The sequence below is a fragment of the Escherichia sp. MOD1-EC5495 genome, assembly GCF_002965965.1.
Classification (GTDB): Bacteria; Pseudomonadota; Gammaproteobacteria; order Enterobacterales; family Enterobacteriaceae; genus Escherichia; species Escherichia ruysiae.
The window spans coordinates 70,772-89,366 of sequence record NZ_PTRI01000009.1; the positions used below are offsets into that span (position 1 = coordinate 70,772).

The window sequence follows — 18,595 nt, forward strand, 5'->3', positions numbered from 1 at the left end:
GGTCTGATAAGACGCGTCAGCGTCGCATCAGGCAGCGCACGGACTTAGCGGTATTGCTTCAGCACCGCACGACCCAGCGTCAGGATCTGCATTTCGTCAGATCCCCCGGAGACGCGGTCTACACGCAGGTCACGCCAGAAGCGGCTGATGCGGTGGTTGCCCGCAATCCCGACACCGCCCAGCACCTGCATTGCGCTATCCACAACTTCAAATGCCGCATTGGCGCAGAAGTATTTGCACATCGCTGCATCGCCAGAGGTGATGGTGCCGTTGTCTGCTTTCCACGCTGCTTCATACAGCATGTTTTTCATGGAGTTTAATTTGATCGCCATATGGGCGAATTTTTCCTGAATCAACTGGAAACGACCAATTGCCTCGCCAAACTGTACGCGCTGGTTGGCGTAGCGCGCTGCATCTTCAAAGGCGCACATTGCCGTACCGTAGTTGGTCAGGGCTACCAGGAAACGTTCGTGGTCGAACTCTTCTTTGACGCGGTTAAAGCCGTTACCTTCCCGACCGAACATGTCTTTCTCGTCCAGTTCTACATCGTCAAAGGTGATTTCACAGCAGCTATCCATACGCAGACCGAGCTTCTCAAGTTTGGTCACTTTGATGCCCGGTTTGCTCATATCAACAAACCATTCGGTGTAGACAGGTTTGTCCGGAGAAGCCCCGTCGCGCGCCATCACCACGATGTACGGGGTGTAGGCGCTGCTGGTAATAAAACACTTACTACCATTAAGATAAATCTTACCATTTCTACGGGTATAAGTCGTTTTCAGGCTACCCACGTCGGAGCCAGCGCCCGGTTCAGTAATCGCCGAGTTCCACATCTGCTTACCCGTGCCACGGAACGCCATAATCTTGTCGATCTGCTCTTGTGTGCCTTCGCGCAGGAAGGTGTTAAACCCGCCCGGCAACTGGTACAGCACGTAGGTTGGCGCCCCCAGACGCCCCAGTTCCATCCACACAGCGGCAAGCGTGACGAATCCCGCGTCCAGACCACCGTGCTCTTCCGGGATCAGCAGGCTATCGATACCCATATCCGCCAGTGCTTTGACAAAACGTTCCGGGTAGACGCTGTCACGGTCACACTCGGCAAAATAGGCCTCCCAGTTTTCGCTGGCCATCAGTTCACGTATACCGGCGACAAACAGTTCCTGCTCGTCATTTAAATTAAAATCCATCTTTCAACCTCTTGATATTTTGGGGGTTAATTAATCTTTCCAGTTCTGTTTCGCGTCTTTAATAAAGGAGAGCGTCACCATAATGTTGACGAAGAACAGCGGGCATCCTCCGGCGATAATGGCGGTTTGAATCGGTTTCAGGCCGCCGAGCGCCAACAGAACGATGCCGATAATGCCAACCAGGATTGACCAGCCGATACGTACCAGCAGTGGCGGTTCTTCGCCGTCGCGTACTTCGCGGCAGGTGGACATCGCCAGGGTATAAGAGCAGGCGTTAACCAGCGTAACGGTGGCAATAAAGCAGAGAATGAAGAAGCCCCACATGGTGGCGGTGCTGAGCGGCAGAGCGGCCCAGGTTTCGATGATGGCGCGCGCCACACCGTACTGTTCGATCAGGTTCGGAATGTTGATGATGTTTTTATCCATCAACAGCAGAGTGTTACTGCCGAGTACGGTCCACAGGATCCAGGTGGACGCTGTCAGTCCCAGCACCATGCCGAAGCACAGTTCACGCACGGTACGACCACGGGAGATACGGGCGAGGAAGATACTCATCTGGATAGCGTAAATCACCCACCATGCCCAGTAGAACACGGTCCAGCCCTGTGGGAAGCCGCCTTTAGCGATGGGATCGGTATAGAACAACATGCGCGGCAGATACATCAGCAACATCCCCACCGAATCGGTGAAGTAGTTCATGATGAAGCTGGCACCGCTGACAATGAACACCCAACCCAGCATCAGGAAGCTCAGGTAACTACGCACGTCACTGGCGATACGTACCCCTTTTTGCAGACCGCAGGCGACGCAAATGGCGTTGAGGATAATCCAGCAGGTAATGATGATAGCGTCCAGTTGCAGGGTATGCGGAATGCCAAACAACCATTGCATACACTCGGTCACCAGCGGCGTGGCAAGGCCCAGACTGGTGCCCATCGCGAAGATCAAGGCGACGAGATAGAAGTTGTCGACGATAGTGCCGAACAACCCTTTGGCGTGTTTTTCACCTACCAGCGGCACCAGGGTGGAGCTGGGGCGAATCACTTCCATTTTGCGGACAAAGAAGAAGTAAGCGAAGGCGACTGAAAGGAAGCTGTAAGTGGCCCACGGCAGAGGTCCCCAGTGGAACAAGCTGTAAGCCAGCCCCAACTCTTTCGCTCCTGTCGAGTTCGGTTCTAAGCCAAACGGCGGGGTGGAGATGTAGTAGTAGATCTCAATCGATCCCCAGAACAGTACGGCAGCAGACGTACAGGAGGCGAACATCATAAAGATCCAACTGGCGGTGCTAAATTCCGGTGGTTCGTTACCTAAACGCTTTTTGGCATACGGACCAAACACCAGCCAGAACCAGCCGAAAAGCATCACCACCATATACCATTCAAATGCCCATCCCCATACATTGGTGACGTAACTGAATACAGCATTAATAACGACATTCGCCGCATCCAGATCTCTGACTGTAAGCCAACAAAGTATGCCGACGATTATTAACGGCGGAAAGAAAACCTTCGGTTCTATTCCCGTTTTTCTCTTTTCATCTTTCATGAGTTAATTCCACTGTGAAAACGAATATTTATTTTGCGTTCCCGTTTGTTTTATTTTTGTTAACATTTAATATAATTATTATTAACCTCGTGAACGCGTTGATGGCTAACTCATAATGGGTATTCAGTTAGCCGTATTCTGTGATGGTAGTCACGTTTTTCTATCGGGTGAAAGCAGGGTGTTTTGATGTAAATATTCCTTGTTAATCAATTTATTATGTTTGATTATGAGTAAAAAAATAGCATCTGACTTTCAATATTGGTGATCCATAAAACAATATTGAAAATTTCTTTTTTCTACGCCGTGTTTTCAATATTGGTGAGGAACTTAACAATATTGAAAGTTGGATTTATCTGCGTGTGACATTTTCAATATTGGTGATTAAAGTTTTATTCCGGAATTAAATGGCGTGATATCTGTAATTAACACCACCGATATGAACGACGTTTCCTTCATGATTTCTGGAGATGCAATGAAGATTATTACTTGCTATAAGTGCGTGCCTGATGAACAGGATATTGCGATCAATAATGCTGATGGTTCATTAGACTTCAGTAAAGCCGATGCCAAAATAAGCCAATACGATCTGAACGCTATTGAAGCGGCTTGCCAGCTAAAGCAACAGGCAGCAGAGGCGCAGGTGACGGCCTTAAGTGTGGGCGGTAAAGCCCTGACCAACGCCAAAGGGCGTAAAGATGTGCTATCGCGCGGCCCGGATGAACTGATTGTGGTGATTGATGACCAGTTCGAGCAGGCACTGCCGCAACAAACGGCGAGCGCACTGGCTGCCGCCGCCCAGAAAGTAGGCTTTGATTTGATCCTCTGTGGCGATGGTTCTTCCGACCTTTATGCCCAGCAGGTTGGTTTGCTGGTAGGCGAAATCCTCAATATTCCTGCAGTTAACGGCGTCAGCAAAATTATCTCCCTGACGGCAGATACCCTCACCGTTGAGCGCGAACTGGAAGATGAAACCGAAACCTTAAGCATTCCGCTGCCTGCGGTTGTTGCTGTTTCCACTGATATCAACTCCCCACAAATTCCTTCGATGAAAGCCATTCTCGGCGCGGCGAAAAAGCCAGTCCAGGTATGGTCGGCGGCGGATATCGGTTTTAACGCAGAGGCAGCCTGGTCAGAACAACAGGTTGCCGCGCCGAAACAGCGCGAGCGTCAGCGCATCGTGATTGAAGGCGACGGCGAAGAACAGATCGCCGCATTTGCTGAAAATCTTCGCAAAGTCATTTAATTACAGGGGATGCTATGAACACGTTTTCTCAAGTCTGGGTATTCAGCGATACCCCTTCTCGTCTGCCGGAACTGATGAACGGTGCGCAGGCTTTAGCTAATCAAATCAACACCTTTGTCCTCAATGATGCCGACGGCGCACAGGCAATCCAGCTCGGCGCTAATCATGTCTGGAAATTAAACGGCAAACCGGACGATCGGATGATCGAAGATTACGCCGGTGTCATGGCTGACACTATTCGCCAGCACGGCGCAGACGGTCTGGTGCTGTTGCCAAACACCCGTCGCGGCAAATTACTGGCGGCAAAACTGGGTTATCGCCTTAAAGCGGCGGTGTCTAACGATGCTAGCACCGTCAGCGTACAGGACGGTAAAGCGACAGTGAAACACATGGTTTACGGTGGTCTGGCGATTGGCGAAGAACGCATTGTCACGCCGTATGCGGTACTGACCATCAGCAGCGGCACGTTCGATGCGGCTCAGCCAGACGCGTCACGTACTGGCGAAACGCACACCGTGGAGTGGCAGGCTCCGGCTGTGGCGATTACCCGCACGGCAACCCAGGCGCGCCAGAGCAACAGCGTCGATCTCGACAAAGCCCGCCTGGTGGTCAGCGTCGGTCGCGGTATTGGCAGCAAAGAGAACATTGCGCTGGCAGAACAGCTTTGCAAGGCGATAGGTGCGGAGTTGGCCTGTTCTCGTCCGGTGGCAGAAAACGAAAAATGGATGGAGCACGAACGCTATGTCGGTATCTCCAACCTGATGCTGAAACCTGATCTGTACCTGGCGGTGGGGATCTCCGGGCAGATCCAGCACATGGTTGGCGCTAACGCGTCGCAAACCATTTTCGCCATCAATAAAGATAAAAATGCGCCGATCTTCCAGTACGCGGATTACGGCATTGTTGGCGACGCCGTGAAGATCCTTCCGGCGCTGACCGCAGCTTTAGCGCGTTGATCCACTCTGGCAGGGCTGCATTTCGGCTCTGCCGCTGACAGGGAGCTCTTATGTCCGAAGATATCTTTGACGCCATCATCGTCGGTGCAGGGCTTGCCGGTTCGGTTGCCGCACTGGTGCTCGCCCGCGAAGGGGCGCAAGTGTTAGTTATCGAGCGTGGCAATTCCGCAGGTGCCAAGAACGTCACCGGCGGGCGTCTCTATGCCCACAGTCTGGAACACATTATTCCTGGTTTCGCCGAATCCGCCCCCGTAGAACGCCTGATCACCCATGAAAAACTCGCGTTTATGACGGAAAAGTCAGCGATGACTATGGACTACTGCAACGGTGACGAAACCTTGCCATCCCAGCGTTCTTACTCTGTTTTGCGCAGTAAATTTGATGCCTGGCTGATGGAGCAGGCCGAAGAAGCGGGCGCGCAGTTAATTACCGGGATTCGCGTCGATAACCTCGTACAGCGCGATGGCAAAGTGGTCGGCGTAGAAGCCGATGGCGATGTGATTGAAGCGAAAACGGTGATCCTTGCCGACGGGGTGAACTCTATTCTTGCCGAAAAGCTGGGAATGGCGAAACGCGTCAAACCGACGGATGTGGCGGTTGGCGTGAAGGAACTGATCGAGTTACCGAAGTCGGTTATCGAAGACCGTTTTCAGTTGCAGGGTAATCAGGGCGCGGCTTGCCTGTTTGCGGGTTCCCCCACCGATGGCCTGATGGGCGGCGGCTTCCTTTATACCAATGAAAACACTCTGTCGCTGGGGCTGGTTTGTGGTCTGCATCATCTGCATGACGCGAAAAAGTCGGTGCCGCAAATGCTGGAAGATTTCAAACAGCATCCGGCAGTTGCACCGCTGATCGCGGGCGGCAAGCTGGTGGAATATTCTGCTCACGTCGTGCCGGAAGCGGGCATCAACATGCTGCCGGAACTGGTCGGTGACGGCGTGTTGATTGCCGGTGATGCCGCCGGAATGTGTATGAACCTCGGTTTTACCATTCGCGGGATGGATCTGGCGATTGCCGCTGGGGAAGCAGCAGCAAAAACCGTGCTTTCAGCGATGAAAAGCGACGATTTCAGTAAGCAAAAACTGGCGGAATATCGTCAACATCTGGAGAGTGGCCCGCTGCGCGATATGCGTATGTACCAGAAACTACCGGCGTTCCTTGATAACCCACGCATGTTTAGCGGCTACCCGGAACTGGCGGTGGGCGTGGCGCGTGACCTGTTCACCATTGACGGCAGTGTGCCGGAACTGATGCGCAAGAAAATCCTCCGCCACGGCAAGAAAGTGGGCTTCATCAATCTGATCAAGGATGGCATGAAAGGAGTGACCGTTTTATGACTTCTCCCGTCAATGTGGACGTCAAACTGGGCGTCAATAAATTCAATGTCGATGAAGAGCATCCACACATTGTTGTGAAGGCCGATGCCGATAAACAGGCCCTGGAGCTGCTGGTGAAAGCGTGCCCCGCAGGTCTGTACAAGAAGCAGGATGACGGCAGTGTGCGCTTCGATTACGCCGGATGTCTGGAGTGCGGCACCTGTCGCATTCTGGGGCTGGGGTCGGCGCTGGAACAGTGGGAATACCCGCGCGGCACCTTTGGTGTGGAGTTCCGTTACGGCTGATGTTGGTTTGATACGTAACGCCGTACTGACTCTCATTGCAAAAAAACAGGAATAACCCATGCAACCGTCCAGAAACTTTGACGATCTCAAATTCTCCTCTATTCACCGCCGTATTTTGCTGTGGGGAAGCGGTGGTCCGTTTCTGGATGGTTACGTACTGGTAATGATTGGCGTGGCGTTGGAGCAACTGACTCCGGCACTGAAACTGGACGCCGACTGGATTGGCTTGCTGGGCGCGGGAACGCTCGCCGGGCTGTTTGTCGGTACATCGCTGTTTGGCTATATCTCCGATAAAGTCGGACGGCGCAAAATGTTCCTCATTGATATCATCGCCATCGGCGTGATATCGGTGGCGACGATGTTTGTCTCATCCCCCGTCGAACTGCTGGTGATGCGGGTACTCATCGGCATTGTCATTGGCGCGGATTATCCCATCGCCACCTCAATGATCACCGAGTTCTCCAGCACCCGTCAGCGGGCGTTTTCCATCAGCTTTATTGCCGCCATGTGGTATGTCGGCGCGACCTGTGCCGATCTGGTCGGCTACTGGCTTTATGATGTGGAAGGTGGTTGGCGCTGGATGTTGGGTAGCGCGGCGATCCCCTGTTTGTTGATTTTGATTGGTCGATTCGAACTGCCTGAATCTCCCCGCTGGCTGCTACGCAAAGGGCGAGTAAAAGAGTGCGAAGAGATGATGATCAAACTGTTTGGCGAACCGGTGGCTTTCGATGAAGAGCAGCCACAGCAAACCCGTTTTCGCGATCTGTTTAACCGTCGCCATTTTCCGTTTGTTCTGTTTGTTGCCGCCATCTGGACTTGCCAGGTGATCCCAATGTTTGCCATTTACACCTTTGATCCGCAAATCGTTGGTCTTCTGGGGCTGGGCGTCGGCAAAAATGCGGCGCTGGGAAATGTGGTGATTAGCCTGTTCTTTATGCTCGGCTGTATTCCGCCGATGCTGTGGCTAAACACTGCCGGACGGCGTCCATTGTTGATTGGCAGCTTTGCCATGATGACGCTGGCGCTGGCGGTTTTGGGGCTGATCCCGGATATGGGGATTTGGCTGGTGGTGATGGCGTTCGCGGTGTATGCCTTTTTCTCTGGCGGGCCGGGTAATTTGCAGTGGCTTTATCCTAATGAACTCTTCCCGACGGATATCCGCGCTTCTGCCGTGGGGGTGATTATGTCCTTAAGCCGGATTGGCACCATTGTTTCGACCTGGGCGCTGCCGATCTTTATCAATAATTACGGTATCAGTAACACGATGCTAATGGGGGCGGGTATCTCGCTGTTTGGCTTGTTGATTTCCGTAGCGTTTGCCCCGGAAACCCGTGGGATGTCACTGGCGCAGACCAGCAATATGACGATCCGCAGGCAGCGAGCGGGGTAATTTATTCAGAATTCTCTCTTTTCTGAATCAATATTATTGACTATAAGCCGCGTGAATATGTGACTACACTTTGTGGGAAAACAAAGGCGTAACCGCGCAGGCTAACTATGATTCTCATAATTTATGCGCATCCTTATCCGCATCATTCCCATGCGAATAAACGGATGCTTGAACAGGCAAGGACGCTGGAAGGCGTCGAAATTCGCTCTCTTTATCAACTCTATCCTGACTTCAATATCGATATTGCCGCCGAGCAAGAGGCGCTGTCTCGCGCCGATCTGATCGTCTGGCAGCACCCGATGCAGTGGTACAGCATTCCACCGCTCCTTAAACTTTGGATCGATAAAGTCCTCTCGCACGGCTGGGCTTACGGTCACGGCGGTACGGCGCTGCATGGCAAACATTTGCTGTGGGCGGTGACGACCGGCGGCGGGGAAAGCCATTTTGAGATTGGCGCGCATCCGGGCTTTGATGTGCTGTCGCAGCCGCTACAGGCGACGGCGATCTACTGTGGGCTGAACTGGCTGCCGCCGTTTGCCATGCACTGCACCTTTATTTGTGACGACGAAACCCTCGAAGGGCAGGCGCGTCACTATAAGCAACGTCTGCTGGAATGGCAGGAGGCACATCATGGATAGTCATACGCTGATTCAGGCGCTGATCTACCTCGGTTCGGCGGCGCTGATTGTACCCATTGCAGTACGCCTCGGTCTGGGATCGGTACTTGGCTACCTGATCGCAGGCTGCATTATTGGCCCGTGGGGGCTGCGGCTGGTGACCGATGCCGAATCTATCCTGCACTTTGCTGAAATCGGCGTGGTGCTGATGCTGTTTATCATTGGCCTCGAACTCGACCCACAAAGGCTGTGGAAGCTGCGTGCGGCGGTGTTCGGTGGTGGCGCATTGCAGATGGTGATTTGTGGCGGCCTGCTGGGGCTATTCTGCATGTTACTTGGGCTGCGCTGGCAGGTAGCGGAACTGATCGGCATGACGCTGGCGCTCTCCTCTACGGCGATAGCCATGCAGGCGATGAATGAGCGTAACCTAATGGTGACGCAGATGGGACGCAGCGCCTTTGCGGTACTGCTGTTCCAGGATATTGCCGCAATCCCGCTGGTAGCGATGATCCCGCTACTGGCGGCGAGCAGTGCCTCGACGACGATGGGCGCATTTGCTCTCTCGGCATTAAAAGTGGCGGGCGCACTGGTGCTGGTGGTACTGCTGGGGCGTTATGTCACGCGTCCGGCGCTGCGTTTTGTTGCCCGCTCTGGCTTGCGGGAAGTGTTTAGTGCCGTGGCGTTATTCCTCGTGTTTGGCTTTGGTTTGCTGCTGGAAGAGGTCGGCTTGTCGATGGCGATGGGCGCGTTTCTGGCGGGTGTACTGCTGGCAAGCTCGGAATATCGTCATGCGCTGGAAAGCGATATCGAACCGTTCAAAGGTTTGCTGCTGGGGCTGTTTTTCATTGGCGTTGGCATGTCGATAGACTTTGGCACGCTGCTTGAAAATCCGTTGCGCATTGTCATTTTGCTGCTTGGTTTCCTCATCATCAAAATCGTCATGCTGTGGCTGATTGCCCGGCCGTTACAGGTGCCGAATAAACAGCGTCGCTGGTTTGCGGTGCTGTTAGGGCAGGGCAGTGAGTTTGCCTTTGTGGTGTTTGGTACGGCGCAGATGGCAAATGTGCTGGAGCCGGAGTGGGCGAAATCGCTGACCCTGGCGGTGGCGCTGTCGATGGCGGCAACGCCGATTCTGCTGGTGATCCTCAATCGCCTTGAGCAATCTTCTACTGAAGAAGCGCGTGAAGCCGATGAGATTGACGAAGAACAGCCACGGGTCATTGTTGCTGGATTTGGACGTTTTGGGCAGATCACCGGACGTTTACTGCTCTCCAGCGGGGTAAAAATGGTGGTGCTCGATCACGATCCTGACCATATCGAAACGTTGCGCAAATTCGGCATGAAAGTGTTTTACGGCGATGCCACGCGGATGGATTTACTGGAATCTGCCGGAGCGGCGAAAGCAGAAGTGCTGATTAACGCCATCGACGATCCGCAAACCAATCTGCAACTGACGGAGATGGTGAAGGAGCATTTCCCACATTTGCAGATTATTGCCCGTGCCCGCGATGTTGATCACTATATCCGCCTGCGCCAGGCAGGCGTTGAAAAGCCGGAGCGTGAAACTTTCGAAGGCGCGTTGAAAACCGGGCGGCTGGCGCTGGAAAGTTTAGGTCTTGGGCCATATGAAGCGCGAGAACGCGCGGATGTGTTCCGCCGCTTTAATATTCAGATGGTGGAAGAGATGGCAATGGGCGAAAACGACACCAAAGCCCGCGCGGCAGTCTATAAACGCACCAGCGCGATGTTAAGCGAGATTATTACTGAGGATCGCGAACATCTGTCATTAATTCAACGGCATGGCTGGCAGGGAACCGAAGAAGGCAAACATACCGGCAACATGGCGGATGAGCCAGAAACTAAGCCATCGTAATCAGAAAGTGTGATGTAGCACACGCTTTACAACTAACTGTTTGTTTTTGCGCAACTGTAATGAGGCGAGTCCAGGGGCATAGCGTGGACTCGCCAGCAGAATATAAAATTTTCCTCAACATCATCCTCACGCCAGTCGACGAAGGTTTACGCTTTACGTATAGTGGCGACAATTTTTTTTATCGGGAAATCTCAATGATCAGTCTGATTGCGGCGTTAGCGGTAGATCGCGTTATCGGCATGGAAAACGCCATGCCGTGGAACCTGCCTGCCGATCTCGCCTGGTTTAAACGTAACACCTTAAATAAACCCGTGATTATGGGGCGCCATACCTGGGAATCCATTGGTCGCCCGCTGCCTGGGCGCAAGAATATTATCCTCAGCAGCAAGCCAGGTACGGACGATCGCGTAACGTGGGTTAAATCGGTGGATGAAGCCATCGCCGCGTGTGGTGACGTACCGGAGATTATGGTGATTGGCGGTGGACGCGTATACGAGCAGTTCCTGCCGAAAGCACAGAAGCTGTATCTGACGCATATCGACGCGGAAGTGGAAGGCGACACTCATTTCCCGGATTACGAGCCGGACGACTGGGAATCGGTATTCAGCGAATTCCACGACGCCGATGCGCAGAACTCTCACAGCTATTGTTTTGAGATTCTGGAGCGGCGGTAATTCTGTATATTAGAATTCCGGCATCACTGATACGTGCAGATATCCGTGTATACTAGACGTATAAATTGTACAGGAGCACGATATCATGACTGCAAAACGTACCACACAAAGTGTGACCGTCACCGTCGACCGTGAGTTAGTCAATCGCGCTCGTGATGCAGGGTTAAATATGAGCGCCACCCTTACGGTTGCGCTCAATGCTGAACTTAAAAAACATGCAGCAACACGTTGGCGTGAAGAGAACGCAGAAGCTATCGCTGCGTTAAATCAATTGGCTGATGAAACCGGATGTTTCTCTGATGAGTACCGGAGCTTCTAGTGATGCAATTTACGGTATACCGCAGTCGCGGCAGGAACGCCGCGTTTCCCTTTGTTATCGATGTTACCAGCGACATTATTGGTGAGATTAATCGCCGTATCGTTATTCCATTAACACCTATTGAACGATTTAGCCGTATTCGCCCACCAGAACGGCTTAACCCAATCCTTTTACTGGTAGATGGCAAAGAATATGTGCTCATGACGCATGAGACTGCCACTGTTCCAGTTAACGCGCTGGGAACGAAATTTTGCGATGCCAGCGCGCACCGAACGTTGATTAAAGGAGCATTAGATTTTATGCTCGACGAGATTTAAGACGCGACCGCCTCTCCCTCACCCAAATCCTTATGCCGGTTCGACGGCTGGACGAAATACTGCTTATCTTCCCAGCGCAGGCAGGTTAATGTCCCGCCCCAGCAGCATCCTGTATCCAGCGCGTAAATGCCTTCTGGCGTGCCTTTTCCTTCCAGCGATGCCCAGTGACCAAACACAATGCTGTACTCTTCGCTAACTGGCCCTGGAATGGTAAACCACGGTTTCAACGGTGCTGGCGCGTCTTCTGGCGACTCTTTGCTGTACATATCCAGTTGACCGTTCGGGAAGCAAAAACGCATACGGGTAAAGGCGTTGGTGATAAAGCGCAGTCGTGCCAGACCACGTAACTCTGGCGTCCAGTTGTTTGGCATGTCGCCGTACATGGCGTCGAGAAAGAAAGGATAGGAGTCACTCGACAATACTGCTTCTACGTCGTGAGCACACTCTTTGGCTGTCTCTAAGTCCCACTGCGGCGTGATCCCCGCGTGAGCCATCACCAGTTTTTTCTCTTCGTCGATTTGCAGCAGAGGCTGGCGACGCAGCCAGTTAAGCAGCTCGTCGGCGTCCGGCGCTTCCAGCAGCGGTGTCAGGCGATCTTTCGGTTTATTGCGGCTGATCCCGGCAAATACTGCCAGCAGATGCAGATCGTGATTACCCAGAACCAGACGCACGCTGTCGCCTAAGGATTTTACATAGCGCAGAACATCAAGCGAACCAGGCCCACGCGCGACCAGGTCGCCCGTCAGCCAGAGGGTATCTTTCCCAGGGGTAAATTCCACTTTATGCAGCAATGCGATCAGTTCATCGTAACAACCATGAACGTCGCCAATAAGGTATGTCGCCATATTATTTTAATGAATGAGTATTGGAACGGAGAGTCGGAATACAGGAATGTCGATGCTGAATGGAACGCCATTTTCATCGATCATTTCGTAGTGACCCTGCATGGTGCCCATCGGTGTTTCAATAATCGCACCGCTGGTGTACTGGTACTCTTCGCCAGGGGCGATATGCGGCTGAACGCCCACCACACCTTCGCCCTGGACTTCGGTTTCACGGCCATTGCCGTTGGTGATCAGCCAGTAACGCCCCAACAACTGCACTGGCGCTCGCCCCAGGTTGCGTATGGTTACGGTATAAGAAAAAACGTAACGTTCATTATCAGGTGAAGATTGCGCTTCAATGTAAACACTTTGAACCTGAATACACACTCGGGGCGAATTGATCATCGTTAACTCTCCTGCAAAGACGCGTTCTCCGCCAGATAGTTCGCCATCTGGCAATATTGCGCGACAGAGATATTTTCCGCTCGCATCGCCGGGTCGATGCCCATTCCCGTTAACACCTCAACGCTAAACAGGTTGCCGAGGCTGTTACGAATGGTTTTACGACGCTGGTTAAAGGCTTCGGTGGTGATACGGCTTAACACGCGAACATCTTTAACCGGGTAAGGCATCGTTGCATGAGGAACCAGGCGCACGACGGCGGAATCCACTTTTGGTGGTGGTGTAAAGGCTGATGGCGGTACTTCCAGCACCGGGATCACGTTGCAATAATATTGCGCCATGACGCTTAATCGACCATACGCTTTGCTGTTCGGTCCTGCAACCAGACGATTCACCACCTCTTTTTGCAACATAAAGTGCATGTCGGCAATGGCATCAGTATAGCTAAACAGATGGAACATCAACGGCGTGGAGATGTTATACGGCAGGTTACCGAAAACTCGTAGCGGCTGCCCCATTTTCTCGGACAGCTCACCGAAGTTAAAGGTCATCGCATCCTGCTGATAAATCGTCAGTTTCGGGCCTAAGAACGGATGCGTTTGCAGACGTGCCGCCAGATCGCGGTCAAGTTCGATGACCGTCAGCTGGTCCAGACGTTCGCCGACCGGTTCGGTCAATGCCGCCAGACCGGGGCCGATTTCGACCATCGCCTGACCCTTCTGCGGGTTAATGGCAGAAACAATGCTGTCGATCACGAACTGATCGTTGAGAAAGTTTTGCCCGAAGCGTTTACGGGCTAAGTGGCCCTGGTGGACTCGTTTATTCATTGGGTATTAACAATCATTTTGATGGCGAGATTAAGCGCCGTAATAAAACTGCCGACATCGGCTTTGCCACGTCCCGCCAGTTCCAGCGCGGTGCCGTGGTCAACCGATGTGCGAATAAAGGGCAGGCCCAGCGTAATGTTCACACCGCGCCCGAAGCCCTGGTATTTTAGCACGGGAAGACCCTGATCGTGGTACATCGCCAGCACCGCGTCGGCGTTGTCGAGATATTTAGGCTGAAACAGGGTATCGGCAGGCAAAGGCCCGTTGAGTTTCATCCCCTGCGCCCGTAACTCGTCGAGCACCGGAATGATGGTGTCTATCTCTTCCGTGCCCATATGACCGCCTTCACCTGCGTGCGGATTCAGTCCACAGACCAGAATGCGCGGCTCAGCAATACCAAATTTGGTTTGCAAATCGTGATGCAAAATAGAAATGACTTCATGCAGCAGTGGTGGGGTGATGGCGTCAGCGATATCACGTAGCGGTAAATGCGTCGTTGCCAGCGCCACGCGAAGTTCTTCGGTTGCCAGCATCATCACGACTTTTTTTGCCTGCGAGCGTTCTTCGAAAAACTCGGTATGACCGGTAAACGGAATACCAGCGTCGTTAATGACGCCTTTATGCACGGGGCCGGTAATCAGTGCGGCAAATTCACCGTTCAGACAGCCATCACACGCTTGCGCCAGCGTCTCTACCACGTAATGCCCATTTTCAACCGTTAATTGCCCCGCAGTCACAGGTGCACGTAGCGCGACAGGAAGTAGCGTTAATGTGCCCGCAGTTTGCGGTTGGGCAGGGGAGTCTGGGGAATAAGGGCGGAGTGTAAGCGGCAAACCGAGCATCGCTGCCCGGTCGGTAAGGAGAGTGGCATCGGCACAAACAACCAGTTCGACCGGCCACTCATGCTGTGCAAGCTGGACAACTAAGTCCGGGCCAATCCCGGCGGGTTCGCCGGGAGTGATCACAACACGTTGGGTTTTAACCATTAGTTGCTCAGGATTTTAACGTAGGCGCTGGCGCGTTGTTCCTGCATCCAGCTTGCTGCTTCTTCCGAGAACTTACGGTTCATCAGCATACGATAAGCACGATCTTTCTGCGCAGCGTCGGTTTTATCGACATTACGGGTATCCAGCAGTTCGATTAAATGCCAGCCGAATGAAGAGTGAACCGGTGCACTCATTTGACCTTTATTCAGGCGGGTCAACGCGTCACGGAAGGCCGGATCGAAAATATCTGGCGTTGCCCAGCCAAGATCGCCGCCCTGGTTGGCAGAGCCAGGATCCTGAGAGAACTCTTTCGCTGCGGCAGCAAAAGTTGTTTTACCACTCTTGATGTCCGCTGCAATTTGTTCCAGTTTCACGCGGGCCTGTTCGTCAGTCATGATCGGCGACGGTTTCAGCAGAATATGGCGAGCATGAACTTCGGTCACCGAGATATTTTTGCTTTCGCCGCGCAGGTCGTTAACTTTCAGAATATGGAAGCCAACGCCAGAACGAATCGGACCAACAATATCGCCTTTCTTCGCCGTGCTTAACGCCTGGGCGAAAATTCCCGGCAGTTCCTGAATACGACCCCAGCCCATCTGACCGCCGTTCAGCGCCTGCTGATCGGCAGAGTGAGCGATCGCCAGTTTACCGAAATCAGCGCCGTTACGAGCCTGATCGACAATGGCACGCGCCTGCGTTTCCGCTTCGTTTACCTGCTCAGAAGACGGGTTTTCCGGCAGCGGGATCAGGATGTGGCTTAAGTTCAGCTCAGTGCTGGCATCGTTTTGATTACCGACTTGTTGCGCCAGAGCTTCAACTTCCTGCGGCAGGATGGTGATGCGACGACGCACTTCGTTGTTACGCACTTCAGAGATAATCATCTCTTTGCGGATCTGGTTACGATAGGTGTTGTAGTTCAGACCATCGTAGGCCAGACGGCTGCGCATCTGATCCAGCGTCATATTGTTCTGTTTGGCAATATTGGCAATCGCCTGATCGAGCTGCTCATCGGAGATTTTCACTCCCATTTTCTGCCCCATCTGCAAGAGGATTTGATCCATGATCAAACGCTCCATGATTTGGTGGCGCAGCGTCGCGTCATCAGGAAGTTGCTGCCTTGCCTGGGCGGCATTCATTTTTACCGACTGCATTAATCCATCAACGTCGCTTTCCAGCACGACGCCGTTATTGACGACGGCTGCGACTTTATCGACTACCTGGGGGGCAGCGAAACTGGTATTCGCGATCATCGCGATACCGAGAAGCAGCGTTTTCCAGTTCTTCATACTTTTTCCATTTCAATTAACCGCACTGCGGATTACGTGGTAAATCAACAAATCACAAAGAGTTTTGATACGGCAGAATGTTCGAACGCAGCATCTCTTGCGTACCCAGACCGTAGTTAGAGCTCAGGCCGCGAAGTTCGATGTTAAAGCCGATTGCGTTGTCATATACCGCATGTTGTTTATCGTTATCCCAACCGTTCAGCTTCCGCTCGTAACCGACGCGAATCGCATAGCAGCAGGAGCTGTATTGCACGCCTAACATAGAGTCGGCTTGCTTGTTCGCATTGGTGTCGTAGTAGTAAGCCCCGACAATTGACCAACGATCGGCGATTGGCCAGCTGGCGACTGCGCCTACCTGCGAAATACCGTTTTTAAATTGTTCATATGTGGAATAATAATTAGGCAGTGTCGCCTGTATATATTCCGGGCTGGCATAGCGATAGTTCAGCTGTACCAGACGGTCTTCATCACGACGGTATTCAATACTGGTGTTACTGGTGGCTACGTTATCCAGACGAGTATCGTACTGAATGCCGCCACGTAATCCCCAGCGTTCGGAGATGCGCCAGTAGGTATCGCCTGCCCATACCAGTGAGCCCGTTTTGTCGTCATTCTCCCATGTTATGTTGTCATCGCCGGTGCGAGACTCCGTGAAATAGTAGATTTGACCAACGGAAATATTAAAACGTTCAACGGCTGCATCATCATATACGCGAGTTGTGATACCGGTCGTCACTTGGTTTGCGGAAGCAACACGGTCAAGACCGCCATAACTCCGGTCCCGGAACAGGCCTGAGTAGTCGGATTGCAACAGTGCGGAGTCATAGTTATAGATTTTGCTCTGATCGCGATACGGCACATACAGGTATTGAGCGCGCGGCTCCAGCGTCTGGGTGTAACCCGGCGCCAGCATTTCCATATCACGTTCGAAGACCATTTTGCCGTCAACTTTAAATTGCGGCATTACGCGGTTAACAGAATCTGCCAACTTATTGTTTTGTGGGTTGCTGTTATACCAGTCGAGATTGGTCTGCTGATAATGGGTAGCCAGTAGCTTCGCTTCGGTATTGATACTGCCCCAGGTGTTAGATAACGGCAGATTGATCGTCGGCTCCAGATGAACGCGAGTAGCCTCTGGCATATTGCTGTTTGTATTAACAAAATGCACTGCCTGACCATAAACTCGGGTATCAAAAGGGCCGAGATCGTTATGGTAGTAGTTGACGTCTAACTGCGGTTCAGCGGCATAGCTGTTGCCACTGGTATCATCAAAAACCTGGAATTGTTTATGCGAAAGCGTAGCGTCAAAGTTCTGCACCGCATAGCCAACGCTGAATTTTTGCGTTGCGTAACCATCGGTACTGGAACCATATTTATTATCAAAATCGTTGAAATAGGTCGGGTCGCTGACTTTGGTGTAGTCGATGTTAAAGCGCCAAACCTGGTCCATCACTCCGGAGTGTTGCCAGTAGAACAACCAACGGCGTGAATTACTATCTTCTGGATGTTCATCTTCATAGACTTTATCCGAAGGCAGATAATCCAGTTCCATCAAGCCTGCGCCTGCCTGGGTGAGATAACGGAATTCGTTCTCCCACATGATGTTGCCACGACGATGCATATAATGCGGCGTGATGGTGGCATCCATATTTGGCGCGATGTTCCAGTAATATGGCAGATAGAATTCAAAGTAGTTGGTGGTGGTGTATTTGGCGTTCGGAATCAAGAAACCAGAACGGCGTTTATCACCCACCGGCAACTGCAAATACGGGCTGTAAAAGATCGGAACCGGACCCACCTTAAAGCGGGCGTTCCAGATCTCCGCAACTTGTTCTTCGCGGTCATGAATAATTTCGCTACCTACCACGCTCCAGGTATCAGAACCTGGCAAACAGGAAGTAAAGCTACCGTTATCCAGAATGGTGTAGCGGTTTTCGCCACGCTGTTTCATCAGGTCCGCTTTACCACGACCCTGGCGACCCACCATCTGGTAATCACCTTCCCAGACGTTGGTATCTTTGGTGTTCAGATTCGCCCAGCCTTTCGGCCCTTTGAGGATCACCTGGTTATCGTCGTAATGGACATTACCGAGCGCATCAACAGTACGTATCGGCTCCGGTTGTCCTGGTGCCTCTTTTTGATGGAGCTGCACTTCGTCGGCCTGCAGACGGCTGTTACCCTGCATGATATCTACGCTGCCAGTAAACACGGCGTCATCGGGGTAATTCCCCTTTGCGTGGTCAGCATTAATCGTCACGGGTAAGTCGTTAGTATCGCCCTGTACCAGAGGACGGTCATAGCTTGGCACGCCCAACATACACTGTGAGGCGAGGTCGGCTGCCAGTCCCTGTTGACTGTAAAGGGCGGTGGCAATCATGGTGGCCAGGAGAGTGGGGATACGTTTTTTCATACGTTGATTTTATTGTTCCATCATCGGTAACGTTGCGCGTGACAAACGGTCAGAGACTAACGTACTCGTCATCTCTACGCTAGTGTTAATCCTGTCCGAATAGCGTCAGTGGTGTTAG

The 18,595-nt window shown here is 52.5% G+C and carries 18 protein-coding genes; 10 read left to right on the top strand and 8 right to left on the bottom strand.

Going from position 1 to position 18,595, the window contains the following annotated elements:
- Positions 1-44: 44 nt before the first annotated feature.
- Together caiA and caiT are read right to left on the bottom strand one after the other, a co-directional pair.
- On the bottom strand, positions 45-1,187 hold the full coding sequence (gene caiA, locus BEG40_RS09150) for a crotonobetainyl-CoA dehydrogenase (RefSeq protein WP_000347117.1): 1,143 nt from the start codon (positions 1,185-1,187) through the stop codon (positions 45-47).
- Between the two features lie 30 nt (positions 1,188-1,217).
- Positions 1,218-2,732 carry an L-carnitine/gamma-butyrobetaine antiporter gene (gene caiT / locus BEG40_RS09155; protein WP_000650972.1) on the bottom strand — a complete coding sequence of 505 codons (1,515 nt, stop codon included), beginning with the start codon at positions 2,730-2,732 and terminating at the stop codon, positions 1,218-1,220.
- Between the two features lie 472 nt (positions 2,733-3,204).
- On the opposite strand from caiT, the gene BEG40_RS09160 reads away from it, so the two are divergent.
- From BEG40_RS09160 to BEG40_RS09210, 10 genes are all read left to right on the top strand, one after another.
- The gene (locus BEG40_RS09160) at positions 3,205-3,975 is read left to right on the top strand and encodes an electron transfer flavoprotein (protein WP_000692177.1); all 771 of its coding nucleotides are present in this window, start codon (positions 3,205-3,207) and stop codon (positions 3,973-3,975) included.
- Positions 3,976-3,989: 14 nt separating this feature from the next.
- A complete protein-coding gene (locus BEG40_RS09165) occupies positions 3,990-4,931 on the top strand; it encodes an electron transfer flavoprotein subunit alpha/FixB family protein (protein ID WP_105285272.1) in 942 nt (313 codons plus the stop codon).
- Between the two features lie 50 nt (positions 4,932-4,981).
- On the top strand, positions 4,982-6,268 hold the full coding sequence (locus BEG40_RS09170) for an FAD-dependent oxidoreductase (RefSeq protein ID WP_105285273.1): 1,287 nt from the start codon (positions 4,982-4,984) through the stop codon (positions 6,266-6,268).
- On the top strand, positions 6,265-6,552 hold the full coding sequence (fixX, locus tag BEG40_RS09175; RefSeq protein WP_000203741.1) for a ferredoxin-like protein FixX: 288 nt from the start codon (positions 6,265-6,267) through the stop codon (positions 6,550-6,552). The genes BEG40_RS09170 and fixX overlap by 4 nt, the downstream gene beginning before the upstream one ends.
- Before the next feature lie 58 nt (positions 6,553-6,610).
- Positions 6,611-7,942, top strand: a complete 1,332-nt coding sequence (locus tag BEG40_RS09180; protein ID WP_105285274.1) for an MFS transporter — start codon at positions 6,611-6,613, stop codon at positions 7,940-7,942.
- Positions 7,943-8,049: 107 nt separating this feature from the next.
- Positions 8,050-8,580, top strand: a complete 531-nt coding sequence (kefF, locus tag BEG40_RS09185) for a glutathione-regulated potassium-efflux system oxidoreductase KefF (protein WP_000600737.1) — start codon at positions 8,050-8,052, stop codon at positions 8,578-8,580.
- Complete coding sequence (gene kefC, locus BEG40_RS09190) at positions 8,573-10,432, top strand: glutathione-regulated potassium-efflux system protein KefC (RefSeq protein ID WP_105285275.1); 1,860 nt, start codon at positions 8,573-8,575, stop codon at positions 10,430-10,432. Before kefF ends, kefC begins: the two co-directional genes overlap by 8 nt.
- A 194-nt stretch (positions 10,433-10,626) precedes the next feature.
- Positions 10,627-11,106: a type 3 dihydrofolate reductase gene (gene folA, locus BEG40_RS09200; protein WP_024191058.1), complete on the top strand. Its 480-nt coding sequence runs from the start codon at positions 10,627-10,629 to the stop codon at positions 11,104-11,106.
- A gap of 85 nt (positions 11,107-11,191) precedes the next feature.
- Positions 11,192-11,425 (top strand): type II toxin-antitoxin system CcdA family antitoxin, encoded by a 234-nt coding sequence (locus tag BEG40_RS09205; RefSeq protein WP_000125566.1) that lies wholly within the window; start codon positions 11,192-11,194, stop codon positions 11,423-11,425.
- A 2-nt stretch (positions 11,426-11,427) separates the two neighbouring features.
- Positions 11,428-11,742, top strand: coding sequence for a CcdB family protein (locus BEG40_RS09210; protein WP_105285276.1), 315 nt, complete (start codon positions 11,428-11,430; stop codon positions 11,740-11,742).
- Here BEG40_RS09210 and apaH read toward each other — a convergent pair.
- The 6 genes from apaH to lptD are packed head-to-tail and all read right to left on the bottom strand — an operon-like array spanning position 11,739 to position 18,477.
- Positions 11,739-12,587, bottom strand: a complete 849-nt coding sequence (gene apaH / locus BEG40_RS09215) for a bis(5'-nucleosyl)-tetraphosphatase (symmetrical) ApaH (RefSeq protein WP_016159402.1) — start codon at positions 12,585-12,587, stop codon at positions 11,739-11,741. The genes BEG40_RS09210 and apaH overlap by 4 nt on opposite strands.
- A gap of 6 nt (positions 12,588-12,593) precedes the next feature.
- Complete coding sequence (gene apaG, locus BEG40_RS09220) at positions 12,594-12,971, bottom strand: Co2+/Mg2+ efflux facilitator ApaG/CorD (protein WP_000610905.1); 378 nt, start codon at positions 12,969-12,971, stop codon at positions 12,594-12,596.
- Between the two features lie 2 nt (positions 12,972-12,973).
- Positions 12,974-13,795, bottom strand: a complete 822-nt coding sequence (rsmA, locus tag BEG40_RS09225) for a 16S rRNA (adenine(1518)-N(6)/adenine(1519)-N(6))-dimethyltransferase RsmA (protein ID WP_001042780.1) — start codon at positions 13,793-13,795, stop codon at positions 12,974-12,976.
- A complete protein-coding gene (gene pdxA, locus BEG40_RS09230; RefSeq protein ID WP_105285277.1) occupies positions 13,792-14,781 on the bottom strand; it encodes a 4-hydroxythreonine-4-phosphate dehydrogenase PdxA in 990 nt (329 codons plus the stop codon). Before pdxA ends, rsmA begins: the two co-directional genes overlap by 4 nt.
- Positions 14,781-16,067, bottom strand: a complete 1,287-nt coding sequence (gene surA, locus BEG40_RS09235) for a peptidylprolyl isomerase SurA (RefSeq protein ID WP_000800488.1) — start codon at positions 16,065-16,067, stop codon at positions 14,781-14,783. The genes pdxA and surA overlap by 1 nt, the downstream gene beginning before the upstream one ends.
- Before the next feature lie 52 nt (positions 16,068-16,119).
- A complete protein-coding gene (gene lptD, locus BEG40_RS09240; RefSeq protein ID WP_000746179.1) occupies positions 16,120-18,477 on the bottom strand; it encodes an LPS assembly protein LptD in 2,358 nt (785 codons plus the stop codon).
- Positions 18,478-18,595 lie beyond the last annotated feature (118 nt).

Bases quoted from the DNA above. Each gene is read 5' to 3' on its own strand.
- folA (WP_024191058.1), top strand. From the start codon at position 10,627: ATGATCAGTCTGATTGCGGCGTTAGCGGTAGATCGCGTTATCGGCATG.
- lptD (WP_000746179.1), bottom strand. From the start codon at position 18,477: ATGAAAAAACGTATCCCCACTCTCCTGGCCACCATGATTGCCACCGCC.
- fixX (WP_000203741.1), top strand. From the start codon at position 6,265: ATGACTTCTCCCGTCAATGTGGACGTCAAACTGGGCGTCAATAAATTC.
- kefC (WP_105285275.1), top strand. From the start codon at position 8,573: ATGGATAGTCATACGCTGATTCAGGCGCTGATCTACCTCGGTTCGGCG.
- apaH (WP_016159402.1), bottom strand. From the start codon at position 12,587: ATGGCGACATACCTTATTGGCGACGTTCATGGTTGTTACGATGAACTG.
- caiA (WP_000347117.1), bottom strand. From the start codon at position 1,187: ATGGATTTTAATTTAAATGACGAGCAGGAACTGTTTGTCGCCGGTATA.
- BEG40_RS09160 (WP_000692177.1), top strand. From the start codon at position 3,205: ATGAAGATTATTACTTGCTATAAGTGCGTGCCTGATGAACAGGATATT.
- pdxA (WP_105285277.1), bottom strand. From the start codon at position 14,781: ATGGTTAAAACCCAACGTGTTGTGATCACTCCCGGCGAACCCGCCGGG.
- kefF (WP_000600737.1), top strand. From the start codon at position 8,050: ATGATTCTCATAATTTATGCGCATCCTTATCCGCATCATTCCCATGCG.
- BEG40_RS09210 (WP_105285276.1), top strand. From the start codon at position 11,428: ATGCAATTTACGGTATACCGCAGTCGCGGCAGGAACGCCGCGTTTCCC.
- BEG40_RS09165 (WP_105285272.1), top strand. From the start codon at position 3,990: ATGAACACGTTTTCTCAAGTCTGGGTATTCAGCGATACCCCTTCTCGT.
- BEG40_RS09205 (WP_000125566.1), top strand. From the start codon at position 11,192: ATGACTGCAAAACGTACCACACAAAGTGTGACCGTCACCGTCGACCGT.
- BEG40_RS09180 (WP_105285274.1), top strand. From the start codon at position 6,611: ATGCAACCGTCCAGAAACTTTGACGATCTCAAATTCTCCTCTATTCAC.
- caiT (WP_000650972.1), bottom strand. From the start codon at position 2,732: ATGAAAGATGAAAAGAGAAAAACGGGAATAGAACCGAAGGTTTTCTTT.
- apaG (WP_000610905.1), bottom strand. From the start codon at position 12,971: ATGATCAATTCGCCCCGAGTGTGTATTCAGGTTCAAAGTGTTTACATT.
- BEG40_RS09170 (WP_105285273.1), top strand. From the start codon at position 4,982: ATGTCCGAAGATATCTTTGACGCCATCATCGTCGGTGCAGGGCTTGCC.
- surA (WP_000800488.1), bottom strand. From the start codon at position 16,067: ATGAAGAACTGGAAAACGCTGCTTCTCGGTATCGCGATGATCGCGAAT.
- rsmA (WP_001042780.1), bottom strand. From the start codon at position 13,795: ATGAATAAACGAGTCCACCAGGGCCACTTAGCCCGTAAACGCTTCGGG.